The sequence below is a fragment of the Mesorhizobium sp. CC13 genome (genome assembly GCF_039907765.1).
In the GTDB taxonomy this organism is placed as follows: domain Bacteria; phylum Pseudomonadota; class Alphaproteobacteria; order Rhizobiales; family Rhizobiaceae; genus Aminobacter.
This window is the reverse complement of the sequence record NZ_JARDJI010000021.1, coordinates 1-15288: the sequence shown is the minus strand read 5'-3', so window position 1 is coordinate 15288 and position 15288 is coordinate 1. Positions and strand designations below refer to the sequence as shown.

The window sequence follows — 15288 nt, the reverse complement described above, 5'->3', positions numbered from 1 at the left end:
CGTTCGAACGACTTGGCCGGAGGTGGACCGGATTGTCGCTGGCCGTCCAGTTCTTGGTCGCCGGCGGCGCCGTGCTGCTGGCGGCGATGTTTCTTGCCGGCTATTGGGTCACCTCCCGCATCGAGGACGGCGTTACCAGCAATGCGGCCACCACCACGGCGCTCTACGTCGACAGCGTTATTGCCCCGATCCTGCCCGACATGCGCCGCAGCGAGGCGCTGGGCGAATCCGTCAAGCGGGCCCTCGACGAGACGCTCGACCAGGGTGGACTGGGCGATCGCATCGTCCTGTTCCGGCTCTGGTCGCGCGACGGCACCATCCTCTATTCCAAGGACGCCGGCCAGATCGGCAAGACATTCCCGCTCACGCCCAATCTCGAGGCTGCCTGGAGCGGTCGCGTCGTCGCCCGGTTCGACAAGGCCGACGAAAGCGAGAAGGGCTTGGGCGAGGCTGCGGGCTTGCCGTTGATGGCGATCTACAATCCCGTGCGGGAGCCCTGGTCGGGACAGGTCGTGGCGGTTTCGGAGTTTTACGAGATCGCCCACGAGTTCCGCGCGACGCTGTCGGCAGCGCGCATCTCCAGTTGGCTTTTCGTCGCCGGCACGACGCTGGCGATCTTCGGCCTGCTGTGGGGTATCGTCTATCGCGGCAGCAGGACCATCGACGACCAGCGCCAGGCGCTCCAGGAACGCGTCTCCGAGCTGCAGAGACTGCTGGCCCAGAACTCGGCGCTGCGCCTGCGGGTCCAGGGGGCCTCGCGCCGTGCAGCCGCCCTCAACGAACGCTATCTGCGTCGCATCGCCGCCGACCTGCACGACGGGCCGGCCCAGCTCCTGGCGCTCGCCTCGCTGCGCATGGACAGCCGGGCGATTTCCAGTCCTCGGGCGCGGGCGGTCGAACGCGAGGCGGAAGTGGGCGCCATCAAGGCCAGTCTCGACGAGGCGATGCGCGAGATCCGCGACATCTGCAACGGGCTGGTGCTGCCGCAGATCGAAACTGCGAACCTGGCGGAAATACTGGGCCTTGCCGTCGCCACCCATGAGCAGCGCACCGGGACGGCCGTGGCGCTGTCGGGCGACGTCCCCGAGCTCGGCCTTGCCTCGTCGGAAAAGATCAGCATCTTCCGCTTTGTCCAGGAGGCTCTCAACAACGCCTTCCGCCATGCCGGCGGGCAAGGGCAGGCCGTCAAGGTCGCCGCCGTCGACGGTCGCCTTGTCGTCGAGGTGATCGACGAGGGGGCGGGCTTCGACGTCGAAAACGTCCGCGCCGACAGGCTCGGCCTGGCAGGCCTGCGCGAGCGCGTGGAGAGCATCGGCGGCGACTTTTCGCTGGCATCGTCGCCGCAGGGCACGCGTGTCGCCGTCACCCTCGCCGTCCGGGAGAAGGAACAGACATGACCACGCCCCTGCGTCTCGCCGTCGTCGACGATCACCCGTTGTTCAGGGAGGGGGTCGCGCGCAGTCTGGTCGAGCACGGTGGCTTCGAGATCGTCGCCGAGGGCGCGAGCGCGGAGGACGCGCTGCGTATCGTCGGCCAGGTGGGTCCGGAGATCCTGCTGCTCGATATCAGCCTGCCGGGGGGAGGGCTGAACGCCGCGCAGGAGATCCTCGCCCGGCGTCCGGGACAGAAGATCGTCATGCTGACCGTCTCCGAGGCGCGCGACGACGTCACGACGGCCCTCAATCACGGCGTCCGCGGCTATGTGCTGAAGGGCGTCGGCTCCCGGATGCTGGCCGAGATCCTGCACAGTGTCGCCGCCGGCGAAATCTACGTCTCGCCGGTGGTCTCGGCGCGGCTGATCAGCGACCTCCAGGCCATTCAGGTGGCCGATCCGAAGGCCGATCCGCTGCGCCAGCTCACCGATCGCGAGGCAGGCATCCTGGAACTGGTCTCGGCGGGCCTCAGCAACAAGGAGGTGGCTGGGCGCCTGTCGCTGCAGGAAAAGACGGTCAAGCATCACATGACGCGGGTTCTGGCCAAGCTCAACGTCCGCAACCGCACCGAGGCGGCGATGCTGCTGCGCGACGCGCGGGGCCGTGCGGCCGAGACCCATTAGAGCAATTCCAGGAAAAGTGCGCGGCGGTTTTCCGCCCGGAATTGCGTCAAAACAAGGAGATAGAGCGTTTCCGCGATTCGAAGAAAAGCGGAAGCGCTCTAGCGGGGGCAAATAAAAAGGCTGGAAGGTTGCCCTTCCAGCCTGTTGCCTGAGTTCCTTGCCGCGCTGCGGGGGGGGTGGGTCAGCCTGCCATCGCCTTCAATCGGTCGATGTCGGCCTGCTTGGCGCGGCGTTTGACGATTGTCCGACCTGCTGCATCCTTCATCTCGTAGATGCCGCTGTCGATTTCTTCTTTTATTCCGTCCGGGTAGATGACCTTGATGTTGTTCCCGTCGATTTCGACGCGGGTGCCTTTCGAAGGATTCGCGCTCTTGTCGCCGCCGTTGCCGCGGCCGTTCTTGCCTTTGTCGGCCTTGTCGCTCTTGCCGTCGTCCCGATCGTCGGCGCGGCGATCGCCGTCGCTCTTGCTGTTGTCCTCGCCCTTGCTGCCGGCACCGGCGTCTCCGCCGCTGGCCTTGCTGCTCGTGCCTGCCTCGCTGCCGGCGTCTCCGCCTCCGCCTTTCGATTCACGGCCGCCGTCGCGTGAATCGCGACCGCCTCGCGAGTCCGAGCCGTCCTTTTTGCCGGCCAGCGCCGCGGACGCGCTCAGCCTCGGCAGCACGCCGTCGAAGCCGAGCTGCAACGGCGCAAGCGTCAGCGCCAGCGCGGCAGAGGCGCGCAGCGCAAGCATTGCAAATGGCCGAAGCGACGTCCCACGCATTCCGAAACTCGTCGCAGCGCGCTGATTCTGCCGCTGCCCCCAATCGACGCGAACTTGCTCATCCGATTCAACGCGCGGAAGAGTCTTGCGACCACTGCGCCGTGGTCGCAGACCAAAGCGGCACCAATGTCGGACTTTGGTCTGATCTTCCGGCGGATCGGCGGAGACTATTTCCCGGCGATCGCCGGTCCGAGCGTGATCAGCGCCACCGCCACCACGGCCAGCCCGACGCCTATGCCCTGGATGCCGCTCAGCTTCTCGCCGAAATAGACGATGGCCACGAGGTTGACGGCGATCAGCTGGATCACCGCCGACAGGCTGAACGACACAGACATGCCGAAATCGCGCACCAGCCGGAGCATGATCAGGTTGCCGAGCGAATAGAGCAGCAGCGTCACCACCAGCTTGCCGATGGTCGGTTCGATCCCCCAGGTCTTGGCCACCATGGCGGCGACGAGGAAGATCACGGTCGAGAAACCGAGCAGCGAAAGGCCGATGGCGGACATTTAAGGCAAGCTCCCACGAATGCCCGGCGATTTGCTCCGAATGCCGCGCGAGCGTCAAGCAGCCCGGCGACACGCTCCGACACTATCGCGTCATGGCGCGCGAAAACCCTCCCGTCCGAAGACGGGAGGGTGCGCAGCTTGCTGTTTCGGGAGCCCCTGACGCGATCAGGGGTAGGTACACTTGCCCTTCTGCGGTTCGCCGTTCGGGCCCGGCGTGCCGGTCTCCTCCCAGTCGCCGCCATGGCCGACGCAGTAGGCGATGAGCAGGTTGCACGACGACTTGTTGTTGCACTTCTCGACATGGCCCTCGGCCTGGCCGCCGCCGGGTGCCGCGAGGCCGAGCTGGTGCGGCGGCGGCGCCGGCACCCGTGCCTTGAGCTGGGCGGCGGAAGCGGCACCGGCGAAGGCCGACATGGAAAGCGCGAGCGTCGCGATCAGCGACGTGCGGACGAGCGTCGTGGTCATGGTCATTTCGGTTCTCCTCTGGGACCTCTGGTCTTGCGGCTTGATGGCCGCCACACAGGTCAGTGCCCCGGTCCCGGGAGAAGGTTCATGGCCCCGGCAAAAAAGATGGCCGGCGCCGTCGGCCGCCCCCGCGGGCCGCCGTCACTCCAGTGTGTCCTGCCGCGGCTTGACCATCAGCACCCAGTCCTGGCCGGGCGTGTCCCAGCCCTCCCTGACGATCGGCCGCCGCGCCGCCTCGCGATAGCCGCCGCGCTCGTAGAGCCCGCGCGCCGCGCGATTGGCGTCCGAGACGATCAGGCTGGTACCGTTGCAGCCCGTCGCCTCGGCGATCGTGTCGGCCATGGCCAGCAGCCGCGTCCCGAACCCCTGCCGGCGCGCCTCGGGCACGGTGGCGAGCACGTTGACGTACCAGCTGCCCGTTGCCAGCGCCTCGAGCTCGTTCATCGGCGCGAAGATCGCCGGCGTATCGGGGTCCGGTGGTGCCGGCACGATCGGATAGCCGATCAGGCAGGCGAGCACCTTGCCGCGCTCGAGCACGATGGCGTTGCGGTAGGAGAAGCTGCCCGTCTCGCGCCGCGCCCGCTGGCGCCCCACCTCCCACGGGTCGCCGCCATCGGCCATCTGCGTCCACAAATGCAGCGGCAGCCCGTCGCCGGCCATGTTGACCAGTTCTGCCAGCACCGCCGCGTCCGCCTTGGTGGCGGGGCGGGCATGCGCGGCGAGCGCCTCCTCGCTCGGCTGGGCTCGCTCCGGCATGGCAGTCTCCTCCATTTCGACCGCATTGGAGCGCGCCGCCGCGCCTGCGTCAACCTGCCGCCACAGGCTTCCGGCGACCTCGCGCGGCCCGGATTTTAAACTTGATATTTTTACTCATATTATATAATCGACATGCGGCGCGCCGCGGCAACCGGCGCCACGCACCCGCGACCCGCCCGGAGACCCCCATGCCCCCCATCGACGACCACGATCGCCGCGCCGACGAGGCCGAGGCGCTGTTGCGCACCGCCGTCATGAACGGCTTTGCCGACGCCATGCGCAAATCCGGCCTGCCGCCGATGGTGGTGCTGAGATTGGCCGCCCGCGCGGTCGGTTCGGTCTACCGCGAGGCGGCCGACGCGCATGCCGGCCCGCATGCCTGCGGCTGCGGCTGGTGCCCGCAGGAAGGTACCGACATCGACCTGCTGTGCTCGGCGCTGCTCTCCGCCTCTGCCCGTCGCCGCCACCGCCGCGACCTCGCCGCCATGCAGGTCGCCGGCCGCGCCTGACCTGGTGCGCCGCAAACCCTTATGCCCGCGCTTGTGAAGCCTTGCCGCCCCTGCTAAAGCGCGGCGATGACCACACCGCTCGACCACATCCGCAACTTCTCCATCGTTGCCCACATCGATCACGGCAAGTCGACGCTTGCCGACCGCCTGATCCAGTCCACCGGCGGGCTGGAAGCGCGCGAGATGACCGAGCAGGTGCTCGACAACATGGACATCGAGCGCGAGCGCGGCATCACCATCAAGGCCCAGACCGTTCGTCTCAACTACAAGGCCCAGAACGGCGAGGACTATGTCCTCAACCTCATCGACACGCCCGGCCACGTCGACTTCGCCTATGAGGTGTCGCGCTCGCTGTCGGCCTGCGAGGGTTCGCTGCTCGTCGTCGACGCCAGCCAGGGCGTCGAAGCCCAGACGCTCGCCAACGTCTACCAGGCCATCGACAACAACCACGAGATCGTCGTCGTCCTCAACAAGATCGACCTGCCCGCAGCCGAGCCCGAGCGCATCAAGGAGCAGGTCGAGGAAGTCATCGGCATCGACGCCTCCCAGGCCGTGCACATCTCGGCCAAGACCGGCCTCGGCATCGAGGACGTGCTGGAGGCGATCGTCACCCAGCTGCCGCCGCCGCGCGAGGGCGACATCGACGCCCCGCTCAAGGCGATGCTGGTCGACAGCTGGTACGACACCTATCTCGGCGTCATCGTGCTCGTCCGCGTCATCGACGGCAGGCTCAAGAAGGGCCAGACCATCCGCATGATGGACACCAACGCCAGGTACCTGGTCGAGCGCACCGGCGTCTTCACCCCCAAGATGGTCCAGGTCGACGAGCTCGGCCCCGGCGAGTTCGGCTTCTTCACCGGCTCGATCAAGGAAGTGGCCGACACCCGCGTCGGCGACACCATCACCGAGGACAAGCGCCCCACGGCAAAAGCCCTGCCGGGCTTCAAGCCGGCCCAGCCGGTGGTGTTCTGCGGCCTGTTCCCGGTCGACGCCGCCGACTTCGAGGACCTGCGCGCCGCCATGGGCAAGCTGCGCCTCAACGACGCGTCCTTCTCCTTCGAGATGGAAACCTCGGCCGCACTCGGCTTCGGCTTCCGCTGCGGTTTCCTCGGCCTGCTCCACCTCGAGATCATCCAGGAGCGCCTCGAGCGCGAGTTCAACCTCGACCTCATCGCCACCGCGCCCAGCGTCGTCTACCGCATGAACCTCAACGACGGTTCGACCAAGGAGCTGCACAACCCCGCCGACATGCCCGACGTGGTCAGGATCGCCGCGATCGAGGAGCCGTGGATCCGCGCTACCATCCTCACCCCCGACGACTATCTCGGCTCGATCCTCAAGCTCTGCCAGGAGCGTCGCGGCATCCAGGCCGACCTCAGCTATGTCGGCAAGCGCGCCATGCTGGTCTACGACCTGCCGCTCAACGAGGTCGTGTTCGACTTCTACGATCGCCTCAAGTCGATCTCCAAGGGCTACGCCTCCTTCGACTACCACCTCACCGACTACCGCGAGGGCGACCTCGTCAAGATGTCGATCCTGGTCAACGAGGAGCCGGTCGACGCGCTCTCCATGCTCGTCCACCGCACGGCCGCCGAAAAGCGCGGCCGCGTCATGGTCGAGAAGCTGAAGGAGCTGATCCCGCAGCACATGTTCAAGATCCCGGTCCAGGCCGCCATCGGCGGCAAGGTCATCGCCCGCGAGACCATCTCGGCGCTCCGCAAGGACGTCACCGCCAAGTGCTACGGCGGCGACGTCACCCGCAAGCGCAAGCTGCTCGAGAAGCAGAAGGAGGGCAAGAAGCGCATGCGCCAGTTCGGCAAGGTCGACATCCCGCAGGAAGCCTTCATCCAGGCCCTCAAGATGGGTGATAACTGAGGCTCTTTACCCTCCCCCTTGTGGGGAGGGTGGCGGCGCAGCCGCCGGGTGGGGGTAGGCCCGCAGGGCCGGATGAGGGGCGTTACGCTGCCTTCAATCTCTCCAGCTCTCGCTCGAATGCGAAGGTCAGCTGTGCTGCCTCCTCTTCCGGCAGGAAGCTGCCCATCTGCGGCACGAGCCTTTCATAGAGCCTCAATCGTTCCGCGCTCCAGGGCATGCGCTCGGCCGCGCGCGCCTCTGCAAGGATGTTGGCAAGCCGCAGCCGAATTCGCGTCGGGTCGGCGCGATAGACGATTGGCGCCGCGTCCTCGTCGAAGAGTTCGGGCTGTGCGTCGGCTGCGAAGAGGTCGAGTTGGCTGCGGGTCATGGCGCCCTGTTGCGTGCTTTTCGCCGTCACTATGCACCGCGCGGCTCAGGCTTGCGACCCTGCGCACGGCGTTTTCCACTGGCTCACGCGGTCGCGGGTTCGGCTGGATTGGCCGCGTCGATCATCTCGGATGCCAGGATGCGCTCAAGCAGCTCTGCCTGGCGCGGCTCCAGGGCCACCAGCCGCCCCAGCACGTTGAGCAAATCGATCAGGTCGCTGGTGTATTCCGCCAGCCAGTGCTCCGGCTGCACCCTGTCCAGCGGTGAAGGCGGCCGCTTGTCGCCGATCTGCGGGCGCGTTCGGTCGCGGCGGCGATAGCTGAACCATTGCCACACCACCTGCTTGCCCGAAACCTCGTAGTTCCACATTTCGGGCGAGACATTGTCGATGAAGCCGCTTCCCACCTTCAGTCGCTTCGAGGCGGCATCATACTCCATCGTCTCCGGCAGCGGCTCCGGCGCGCCGGGAATGGCGCCCTCGGCGGGAATGGTGGGGCGCAGGTCAGGCGCCATGCGCGGCGGAGCCTTTGGCCTATCCTTGGCCGGATCGAAGAAGCGCTCCCCGTAGCTGTGCAGCCAGATCACCTCGCGGCCAAGCTTTGCCGCTTCCGTGAAAAGCTCTGGGTCGGCCGTCAGCGGCACGCGCAGCCCCGGTTGCACCAAGTCGGGGAGGAAGCGTTTCGTGAAAGCCGGATGCGCCATCACCGCGGCGAGGTAGGCCATCACATCTTCGGGTGACACCACGCCATAGGCGTCTGCAAGCAAAGTCAGTATCTTCCGCGAGATGTTGGGCTTGGTTGCAGCAGCGTCGGCCCATAACGGAAAAGCGCGGCCGCCAAATGAACCTTTGTAGTGATGGAGGTCTGGCATCAATCCGGCGAACGTGACTGCCGGCCCAGCTGAAGGTGAATGAGCGTCGAGTGCTGTCAGGTAGACCTGCCAAGCCGAGTACGCATCCCAAAGTACAGGTCGTACATCGTTAATCAGCCGCGCGTCCGCAAGCAGCCATTGTCGATCGAACGATCGATAAGCATACTGAACGCTACTCTCGGAGGAACCAAAATCATTAATAACTGGACACGAGCGTGTAGGACGCAGGCCAAGAGGTTGTAAGACCACCTTCCGAATATGACGGCTGGCAACCACGCCGTCGCGCAACTGCGGGTGGAACAGCGTTTCCTTCCTCGCCGGATCCTTCTCAGCAACCAGCATGTCCCAGCGATCGCTCAACGACTGGGCGTCGGGCGCGATCACCCAGGTGCGTCCCGGCATGACGCCCGAGCCGTCATAGACGAAGAAATCCTTCAGCGCCGGGAAGGTCGCCCAGTCGCCGGTTGCGGCGGGGAAAAACGGCTCGCGCCAGCCCGAGGGCGCGTCGGCCCAGCCCGGCCCGTCGAGCGACAGCGTTTCCAGCGCCTTGAATTTCTCGTCGCGTCGCCCCTTCGGCAGAGCCTTGTATCGGACATGCGCCGGCTTGTTCCTGTCCTTGCCCAGCGGCTTGGCTGCCAGCACGATGCAGACTGGTTGCTGCACGCCCTGGAAGATGCGGGTGGCGACCTCCGGCTGGTGCCCGTCTGGCGAGCAGTCGATCACCCAGATGTCCGAGCATGTCCTTCGCAGATCGTCGCGCATCTTCTGGAAGCCTGGACCGCCGAGAAATCCGGCAACGGTGATGAAGCAGACGATGCCTTCTTCGTCCCTGTCCTGGTTTCCGGTTGCGGCGTAGTTGCCTGTCCCGAAGACCTTCCATGTCGCCCAGCGCCAGAAATAGATATAGAGATTCTTGAGGTGCTTGGTGTGGGCACCTACGCCCCACTCTGGAGGGGGCGTCCACCAGTCCATTGGCGCGACGAGCTTTCCACCCGTACCTTGCTCCACCCAGGAGCCCATGCCCTTCGCCTTCTCCTTGTAGGGCGGGTTGCCGAGCACGACGGTGATGTCGCGGGTCTTCTTGATCGTGTTCGCGTCGCGGCGGGATTTTGCGATTGCGCCCCCCTGGACCAGTGTCTCCTCTTCGATGAACGGGTTTCCAAGCGTGTCGGTGATGAAGAGTTTCAGTTCTGGAAGCGACTGAGCCTTTCCGGCAGTCGGCTTGGTCAAGGCCTGCATCTCGGCGATCAGACGAAGCTGTGCGACGGCGAAAGGACCGAACTGCAGTTCGAAACCGATGAGGCGGTTCATCGCAGCCTCGATCGCCCCGCGCACGCCGCCGGGACCCTGGTCCTTCTCGACCGTCTCGGCGATCTTGCGCATCACGCCGAGCAGGAACGTGCCGGTGCCCACGGCGGGGTCGGCCAGGGTCACGTCGTTTGCCGCCAGGCCCGCGGGACGCCCGAACAGCGGCCCGCGCAACGTCTCGTCGACCAGGCGCGTCATCGCCGAAACCACTTCCGGCGGCGTGTAGTACGAGCCGGTCTGCTTGCGCAGGTCGTTGTCGTAGACCTCGAGGAAGTTCTCGTAGAAATAGAGCCAGGCCTCCGGCTTGTCTTTGCTGACGGTGTGCCAGTTCACCTCGTTCAGCACCCGTGTCAGCGTACCGATCGAGGTTTCGAGCGCTTTCTGGATCGCTTCGTCGTCGGTGAGCAGGCCGAGCGCCGTTCCGATCAGCGAGTTCGATTTTCGCAATTCACGCGCCGCGTCGTGAATGCCGGCGGCGAGTTGAATATCCATCGCTCTGGCGACCAGGAGGCCGAACGTCACCGCCTGCGCGTAGCCGTCCGCGAAGCGGTGGTCATTCGCTTCGGGAAACAACAGCTTGCGCCAGTCCTTGGCAAGCTCCGACAGGCCGCCGCTTTTGCGGTCGAGTTGCTCGATGACCTCGTCGCGAAGCAGGCGGCAAAGTCGCGCAGATATGCGTGCAAGCTCTCTCGCATTGGTCGGTGGGGTCGGCTTCCAGTTCAGGAAGTCTGCGATCAGCGGCAACAGCGTCTCGGGCGCTGCAAGGCTTGCACCTGCGTCGAGTACGTCGCCTTCCAGTTGCACCACGCGGCCAACGATTTCGCCATCGCGCCACAGGCTGAAGCTGTTGCCGTCCGTGTAGAGCAGATTGGGAAGCGACTTGAGCTTCTGCCACTGCCCCTTGTCATGAGGATCGGTGAAACGTCTCGGGTCGGCACCCTTGCCAGGCGCCTTGACCTCGATGAATCCCGCCAGCGCCCCATGGACGGTGACCGCGAAATCTGGCCGGGTTTTGATGTCGGAAAGACTGGTTTCGCCGACGAGATGTGCCTTGTCGCGGGCAATGCCGCAAAGTTCGGCAAGGTCACGCATGAGCGTTTCGAGTGGCCCGCGAAGTTGATCTTCAGGAGCGCCAACAACAACCGCACTCGAAAGCTTAGGCTTCAATGCAGCCCCGAAGGCCGAAATTACGGTATGCAAATCTGTGTCCACCCAAATGCCCAGACGTATAGCCTACTGGCAATCGGACAGATATCAACTGGTGCGATGGGCATCGCTACGTTGAAGAATCTTGCATGGCGCCCTCAGATGTCGCCCCTCTCTCGCCACACCTTCCGCCTAACGCCCGCTCCATGAAGTCCGCAGCCATCCTCCTTGCCCTGGCAATCCTCTCCGCCTGCGCTGCCCGCGCGCCGGTGCCGCCGGCCCCCGTCGCCGCGCCCCAGCCCGCGGTCGAGCCGGTGCCCGACGGGGTCAAGCCGCTCACCGTCGAGCAGGACGAGCAGATTTCGCGAGGCTGAGCGTGGGATGGCTTTTCCACGCCTGCAACATTTTTCTTTTGATGTCGTGATCCTTCCCATCCCCCTCTGGGCTGCCGCCCATCTCCCCCGCAAGGGGGGAGATCAGTCGCGTCATCGCCGTGCTATTTCCTGAGGCTTGGGCGGGAATTTCGCTTTCGACATATCCGGTTAAGCGATGGGGCCATGAAGGCCTGATCTCCCCCCTTGCGGGGGAGATGCCCGGCAGGGCAGAGGGGGGTGCGAAGGATCGCGAGCCCTCGGGACCTGCCTTCGCGCACAAGGCCCCCGTGGAAATCCGCGCCCCTTTCTCCAACGCCCGAAAACCTGGCGTAGAATCCATCCCGTCCCTGCCGCGGGAACACCGGTCATGACGGTGATTGCGTGGGCAGGGGCCGGCGCCTCCGGCGGCGGGCCAACGTAGCCTGCCGCCCGGGGAGGTTCCGTCCAAGGGTTCCCCTCCGGGCACTACGGCCCGGATGCGCTGGACGATGCGCTAGTGGGGCAGGGGCGAAAGCCCCGCGCCCCGGAAGCGGAACGGACGGGATCAGAAATCGCCGGACGGGCGGTCGCGAGACCGCGCCAATAGCATCCCGAGCGGCCTTGCGACCGCCCGTCTTCCCACCTTTCAATGGCCAGACCGGCAACGGGGCGTGGTGCGGGGGAAGTGCGCGACGCCTTCCCTCCCCCTCGAGGGGAGGGTCGATCCGCGTAGCGGATCGGGGTGGGGTCGCCCGAAGCCGCGCGAAAAGGCCCTTCCCCCTCAACCCACCCAATCCAATGGAGCCTCTCATGAGCGAACACCCGACGGAAAGACCCTGGCACCCCACCTTCAAGGTCAACACCTTTCCGCGCGATGCCTGGCGGACCGACGCGCAATGGGCTGCGGTGCTGGCCGACCAGGAGCACGACGCCAAGGTCAAGGGCCTCTATCTCGGCCTGTTCCAGCTGCTCGCCGGCCATCTCGACTTCCACCGCAAATGCCCTCTGCCGGGCTGCCGGCGGCTGCGGAAATGCGTCGGCCGCCGCGCCGAAAACGACTGGTCCTTCGCCTTCAAGCCGATGATCCCGCCCTGCGTGCCGCTCGATCCCAAGGTGGTCGAGGCGATGCGGGCCGAGATCCGCGCCGAGGTCAGCCGCGTCAATGCCGCCGCCAAGGCGCGCGGCGGTGGCTGACCTGCTCGATTGCGGCTGCTGGCCGGTTTCCCTTTGCCGGCCATTTCGGCTAAGGCGGGCGGGATCACCCCCGAGCCCGGACCGCCCCGAATGACTTCCAGCCACCGCCCGCACCCGCTTTTCCTCGGCATCGACACCGGCGGCACCTACACCGACGCGGTGCTGTGGAGCGAGCAACATGGGGTCGCCGCCAAAGCCAAGTCGCTCACCACCCGCCACGATCTCGCCGAGGGCATTGCGGGCGCGGTCGACGCGGTGCTGGAGAAGGCAAAAGTCGACCCCGCCGCCATCAAGCTGGTGTCGATGTCGACCACGCTCGCCACCAACGCCCTCGTCGAGGGGCAAGGCGGCCGGGTGGCGCTGGTCATGATCGGCTTCTCCGAAGCCGATCTCGGCCGCGACGGCTTGAAGACCGCGCTCGGCACCGACCCGCTGGTGCTCTGCGAAGGCGGCCACGACGTCCACGGCAACGCGCGGCCCCTCGACCTCGCGCCGCTCGAGGCCGCGCTGCCGGAACTGGCGAAGTCCGTGTCGGGTTTCGCCGTCTGCGCCTATTTCGCCACCCGCAACCCCGCCCACGAGATCGCCGCGCGCGACCTGATCCGCGAGCGCACCGGCCTGCCCGTCACCGCCAGCCACGAGCTCTCCGCCAAGCTGGGCGGCCCGCGCCGGGCGCTGACCACACTGCTCAACGCCCGCCTGATCGCGATGATCGACCGCCTCGTCGCCGCCACCGAAGGTTTTCTCGAGAAGCGCGAGATCAACGCCCCGCTGATGGTGGTGCGCGGCGACGGCGCGCTGGTGTCGGCCGAGTTCGCCCGCCAGCGGCCGATCGAGACCATCCTCTCCGGCCCCGCCGCCAGCCTCGTCGGCGCCCGCCACATGACCGGGCTCGACAATGCGGTCGTCTCCGACATCGGCGGCACCACCACCGACGTCGCGGTCCTCGACCACGGCCGTCCGCGGCTCGACCCGGAGGGCGCCACCGTCGGCGGCTTCCGCACCATGGTCGAGGCGGTGGCGATGCGCACCTTCGGCCTCGGCGGCGATTCCGAAGTGGCGTTGGAGGACGGCGGGTTGAGGCCGCGGATAAAGCTCGGGCCGCGTCGCGTGGTGCCGCTGGCGCTCGCCGGCATGGTCCATGGCGAGGCGGTGACGGGCGAGCTGGAGCGCCAGCTGCGCGCGCCCAATCCCGGCCGCATGGACGGCCGTTTCGCCGTCCGCACCGGCGTGCCGGAACGGCTTGCTGCAGGCCTTACGCAGCCCGAGGCCAAGCTCTACGAGCAGATCACGGCCGTACCGCTGCCGCTCGACCGGCTGCTGACGTCCAATGCCCAGAACGCAACCCTCAACCGTCTCGTGTCGCGCGGGCTGGTCCATGTCATAGGCTTCACCCCGTCGGATGCGGCGCACACGCTCGGTCGCCAGGCCAATTGGGACGAGGGTACCGCCCGCATGGGAGCCGAGCTCTTCGCCCGCAAGCGCGACGGCCGTGGCCAGCCGATCGCGGCGACGCCCGAGGCGCTGGCCGAGCGCATACTGGCTGCACTTACGCGCATCTCGGCCGAAGTCATCCTCGAAACCGCCTTCGCCGAGGACGGGCTCGACGGTGCTGCCACGGTCGCGCATGCGCTGGTGCAGCGCGCGGTCGACGCCCATCCCGGCATCGCCCGCTTCACCGTGGCGCTGGACAGGCCGGTGATCGGGCTCGGCGCGTCCGCGCCGCTGCACTATGCCGGCCTGCCGCCCCTGGTCGGCAATGAATGCGTCGTGCCCGAGGACACAGACGTCGCCAACGCGCTGGGCGCGGTGGTCGGCCAGGTCAGGGTCACGGCGGAGGCCCGCGTCAGCCAGCCCAAGGAAGGGCTATTCCGGTTGGCCGTCGGCGAACTTGTGCGCGACTTCACCGACGAGGCGGCGGCGATGGCGCTGGCCGAGGCCGAAGTGCGCGCCATCGTCGCGGCCAAGGCGCGCGACGCAGGTACCGACGCCGCCGAGATCGAGGTCGCGACGGAGCTCAAGGTCTCGACCGTGGAAGGCCAGCGCATGTTCATCGAGGCGCATGTCGTCGCCACCGCCAGCGGCCGCCCGCGCATTGCTGTCTGAGGGCCAGATTGATTTTCTCTGCACAAGGCGGCGTTCAGATGCTGCCATGCAACATTGGGCGAATTGACCCTGCGCGCTTTGCATGTCAAACGCCCCTGAAAAGCTGTTTTCACCGCTCTCGCGGGACTGGATTTCTGGAGCGCATGTTATGACCGAGACCGTCGAGCTGTTTGGCCTTTCGATATCGCGCGAGCTGCACGACTTCGTCGTGTCTGAGGCCATGCCCGGGACCGGAGTGGATGCGGAGAAATTCTGGTCCGGCTTTGCCGATATCGTGCACGACTTGGCGCCGAAGAACCGGGCGCTCCTGGAAAAGCGCGACGACTTCCAGCTGAAGCTCGACGCCTGGTATCGCAAGCACGGCGCGCCGCACGACATGGCCGCCTACAAGGCGTTCTTGTCCGACATCGGCTATCTCGTGCCGGAAGGTCCTGCCTTTGCGGTGACGACCGAGAACGTCGATCCCGAGATCGCCACCGTCGCCGGCCCGCAGCTGGTGGTGCCGGTGATGAACGCGCGTTATGCGCTGAACGCGGCCAACGCGCGCTGGGGCTCGCTCTACGACGCGCTCTACGGCACCGATGCGATTTCCGACGCCGACGGCGCCGAGAAGGGCAAGGGCTACAACCCCAAGCGCGGCCAAAAGGTCATCGCCTGGGCCAAGGCGTTCCTCGACGGGTCCGCGCCGCTGGAAAAGGGCGGCTGGAGCGACGTGGCGGGGCTTGCGGTCGAGGGCGGGGCGCTGAAGCTCGCCACCGCTTCCGGCCCGGTGTCGCTGCGCGATGCAAAACAGTTCGCCGGCTATCGTGGCGAGGCCAAGAACCCCGACGCGGTGCTGCTGGTCAAGAACGGCCTGCATGTCGAGGTGGTGGTCAATCGTGAAAGTGCGATCGGCAAGACCGACCCGGCCGGCATTTCCGACATGATCCTGGAATCGGCCCTGACCACCATCCAGGACTGCGAGGATTCGGTCGCCGCGGTCGACGCCGAGGACAAGGTTCTGGTCTACCGCAACTGG

13 protein-coding genes and 1 pseudogene are annotated in these 15288 nt (G+C 66.5%); 8 read left to right on the top strand and 6 right to left on the bottom strand.

Going from position 1 to position 15288, the window contains the following annotated elements:
• Positions 1–32 precede the first annotated feature (32 nt).
• Together PV773_RS21485 and PV773_RS21480 are read left to right on the top strand one after the other, a co-directional pair.
• Positions 33–1397 carry a sensor histidine kinase gene (locus PV773_RS21485; protein ID WP_347968324.1) on the top strand — a complete coding sequence of 455 codons (1365 nt, stop codon included), beginning with the start codon at positions 33–35 and terminating at the stop codon, positions 1395–1397.
• Positions 1394–2056 (top strand): response regulator transcription factor, encoded by a 663-nt coding sequence (locus PV773_RS21480; protein WP_347968323.1) that lies wholly within the window; start codon positions 1394–1396, stop codon positions 2054–2056. The genes PV773_RS21485 and PV773_RS21480 overlap by 4 nt, the downstream gene beginning before the upstream one ends.
• A 181-nt stretch (positions 2057–2237) precedes the next feature.
• On the opposite strand, the gene PV773_RS21475 is transcribed toward PV773_RS21480, so the two are convergent.
• The 4 genes from PV773_RS21475 to PV773_RS21460 form a co-directional block, all read right to left on the bottom strand.
• On the bottom strand, positions 2238–2786 hold the full coding sequence (locus tag PV773_RS21475) for a hypothetical protein (RefSeq protein ID WP_347968322.1): 549 nt from the start codon (positions 2784–2786) through the stop codon (positions 2238–2240).
• A 197-nt stretch (positions 2787–2983) separates the two neighbouring features.
• A complete protein-coding gene (locus PV773_RS21470) occupies positions 2984–3322 on the bottom strand; it encodes a hypothetical protein (protein WP_340036071.1) in 339 nt (112 codons plus the stop codon).
• A 165-nt stretch (positions 3323–3487) separates the two neighbouring features.
• Positions 3488–3793: a hypothetical protein gene (locus tag PV773_RS21465; RefSeq protein ID WP_347968321.1), complete on the bottom strand. Its 306-nt coding sequence runs from the start codon at positions 3791–3793 to the stop codon at positions 3488–3490.
• Positions 3794–3928: 135 nt separating this feature from the next.
• Positions 3929–4543: a GNAT family N-acetyltransferase gene (locus tag PV773_RS21460; protein WP_347968320.1), complete on the bottom strand. Its 615-nt coding sequence runs from the start codon at positions 4541–4543 to the stop codon at positions 3929–3931.
• Between the two features lie 188 nt (positions 4544–4731).
• Between PV773_RS21460 and PV773_RS21455 the strand changes: the two genes are divergently transcribed.
• Positions 4732–5052, top strand: a complete 321-nt coding sequence (locus PV773_RS21455; RefSeq protein WP_347968319.1) for a hypothetical protein — start codon at positions 4732–4734, stop codon at positions 5050–5052.
• A gap of 66 nt (positions 5053–5118) precedes the next feature.
• The gene (lepA, locus tag PV773_RS21450) at positions 5119–6927 is read left to right on the top strand and encodes a translation elongation factor 4 (RefSeq protein ID WP_347968318.1); all 1809 of its coding nucleotides are present in this window, start codon (positions 5119–5121) and stop codon (positions 6925–6927) included.
• Positions 6928–7009: 82 nt separating this feature from the next.
• Here lepA and PV773_RS21445 read toward each other — a convergent pair whose 3' ends face one another.
• Complete coding sequence (locus tag PV773_RS21445) at positions 7010–7294, bottom strand: hypothetical protein (RefSeq protein WP_347968317.1); 285 nt, start codon at positions 7292–7294, stop codon at positions 7010–7012.
• 83 nt (positions 7295–7377) lie between these two features.
• The gene (locus PV773_RS21440; protein ID WP_347968316.1) at positions 7378–10563 is read right to left on the bottom strand and encodes a type ISP restriction/modification enzyme; all 3186 of its coding nucleotides are present in this window, start codon (positions 10561–10563) and stop codon (positions 7378–7380) included.
• Positions 10564–10823: 260 nt separating this feature from the next.
• On the opposite strand from PV773_RS21440, the gene PV773_RS21435 reads away from it, so the two are divergent.
• The 4 genes and pseudogenes from PV773_RS21435 to PV773_RS21420 form a co-directional block, all read left to right on the top strand.
• Complete coding sequence (locus PV773_RS21435; RefSeq protein WP_347968315.1) at positions 10824–10991, top strand: hypothetical protein; 168 nt, start codon at positions 10824–10826, stop codon at positions 10989–10991.
• A 789-nt stretch (positions 10992–11780) separates the two neighbouring features.
• Positions 11781–12164 (top strand): hypothetical protein, encoded by a 384-nt coding sequence (locus tag PV773_RS21430; RefSeq protein WP_347968314.1) that lies wholly within the window; start codon positions 11781–11783, stop codon positions 12162–12164.
• A gap of 90 nt (positions 12165–12254) precedes the next feature.
• The gene (locus PV773_RS21425; RefSeq protein ID WP_347968313.1) at positions 12255–14270 is read left to right on the top strand and encodes a hydantoinase/oxoprolinase family protein; all 2016 of its coding nucleotides are present in this window, start codon (positions 12255–12257) and stop codon (positions 14268–14270) included.
• A gap of 148 nt (positions 14271–14418) precedes the next feature.
• Positions 14419–15288: pseudogene (locus tag PV773_RS21420) on the top strand (malate synthase G); the annotation flags it as partial.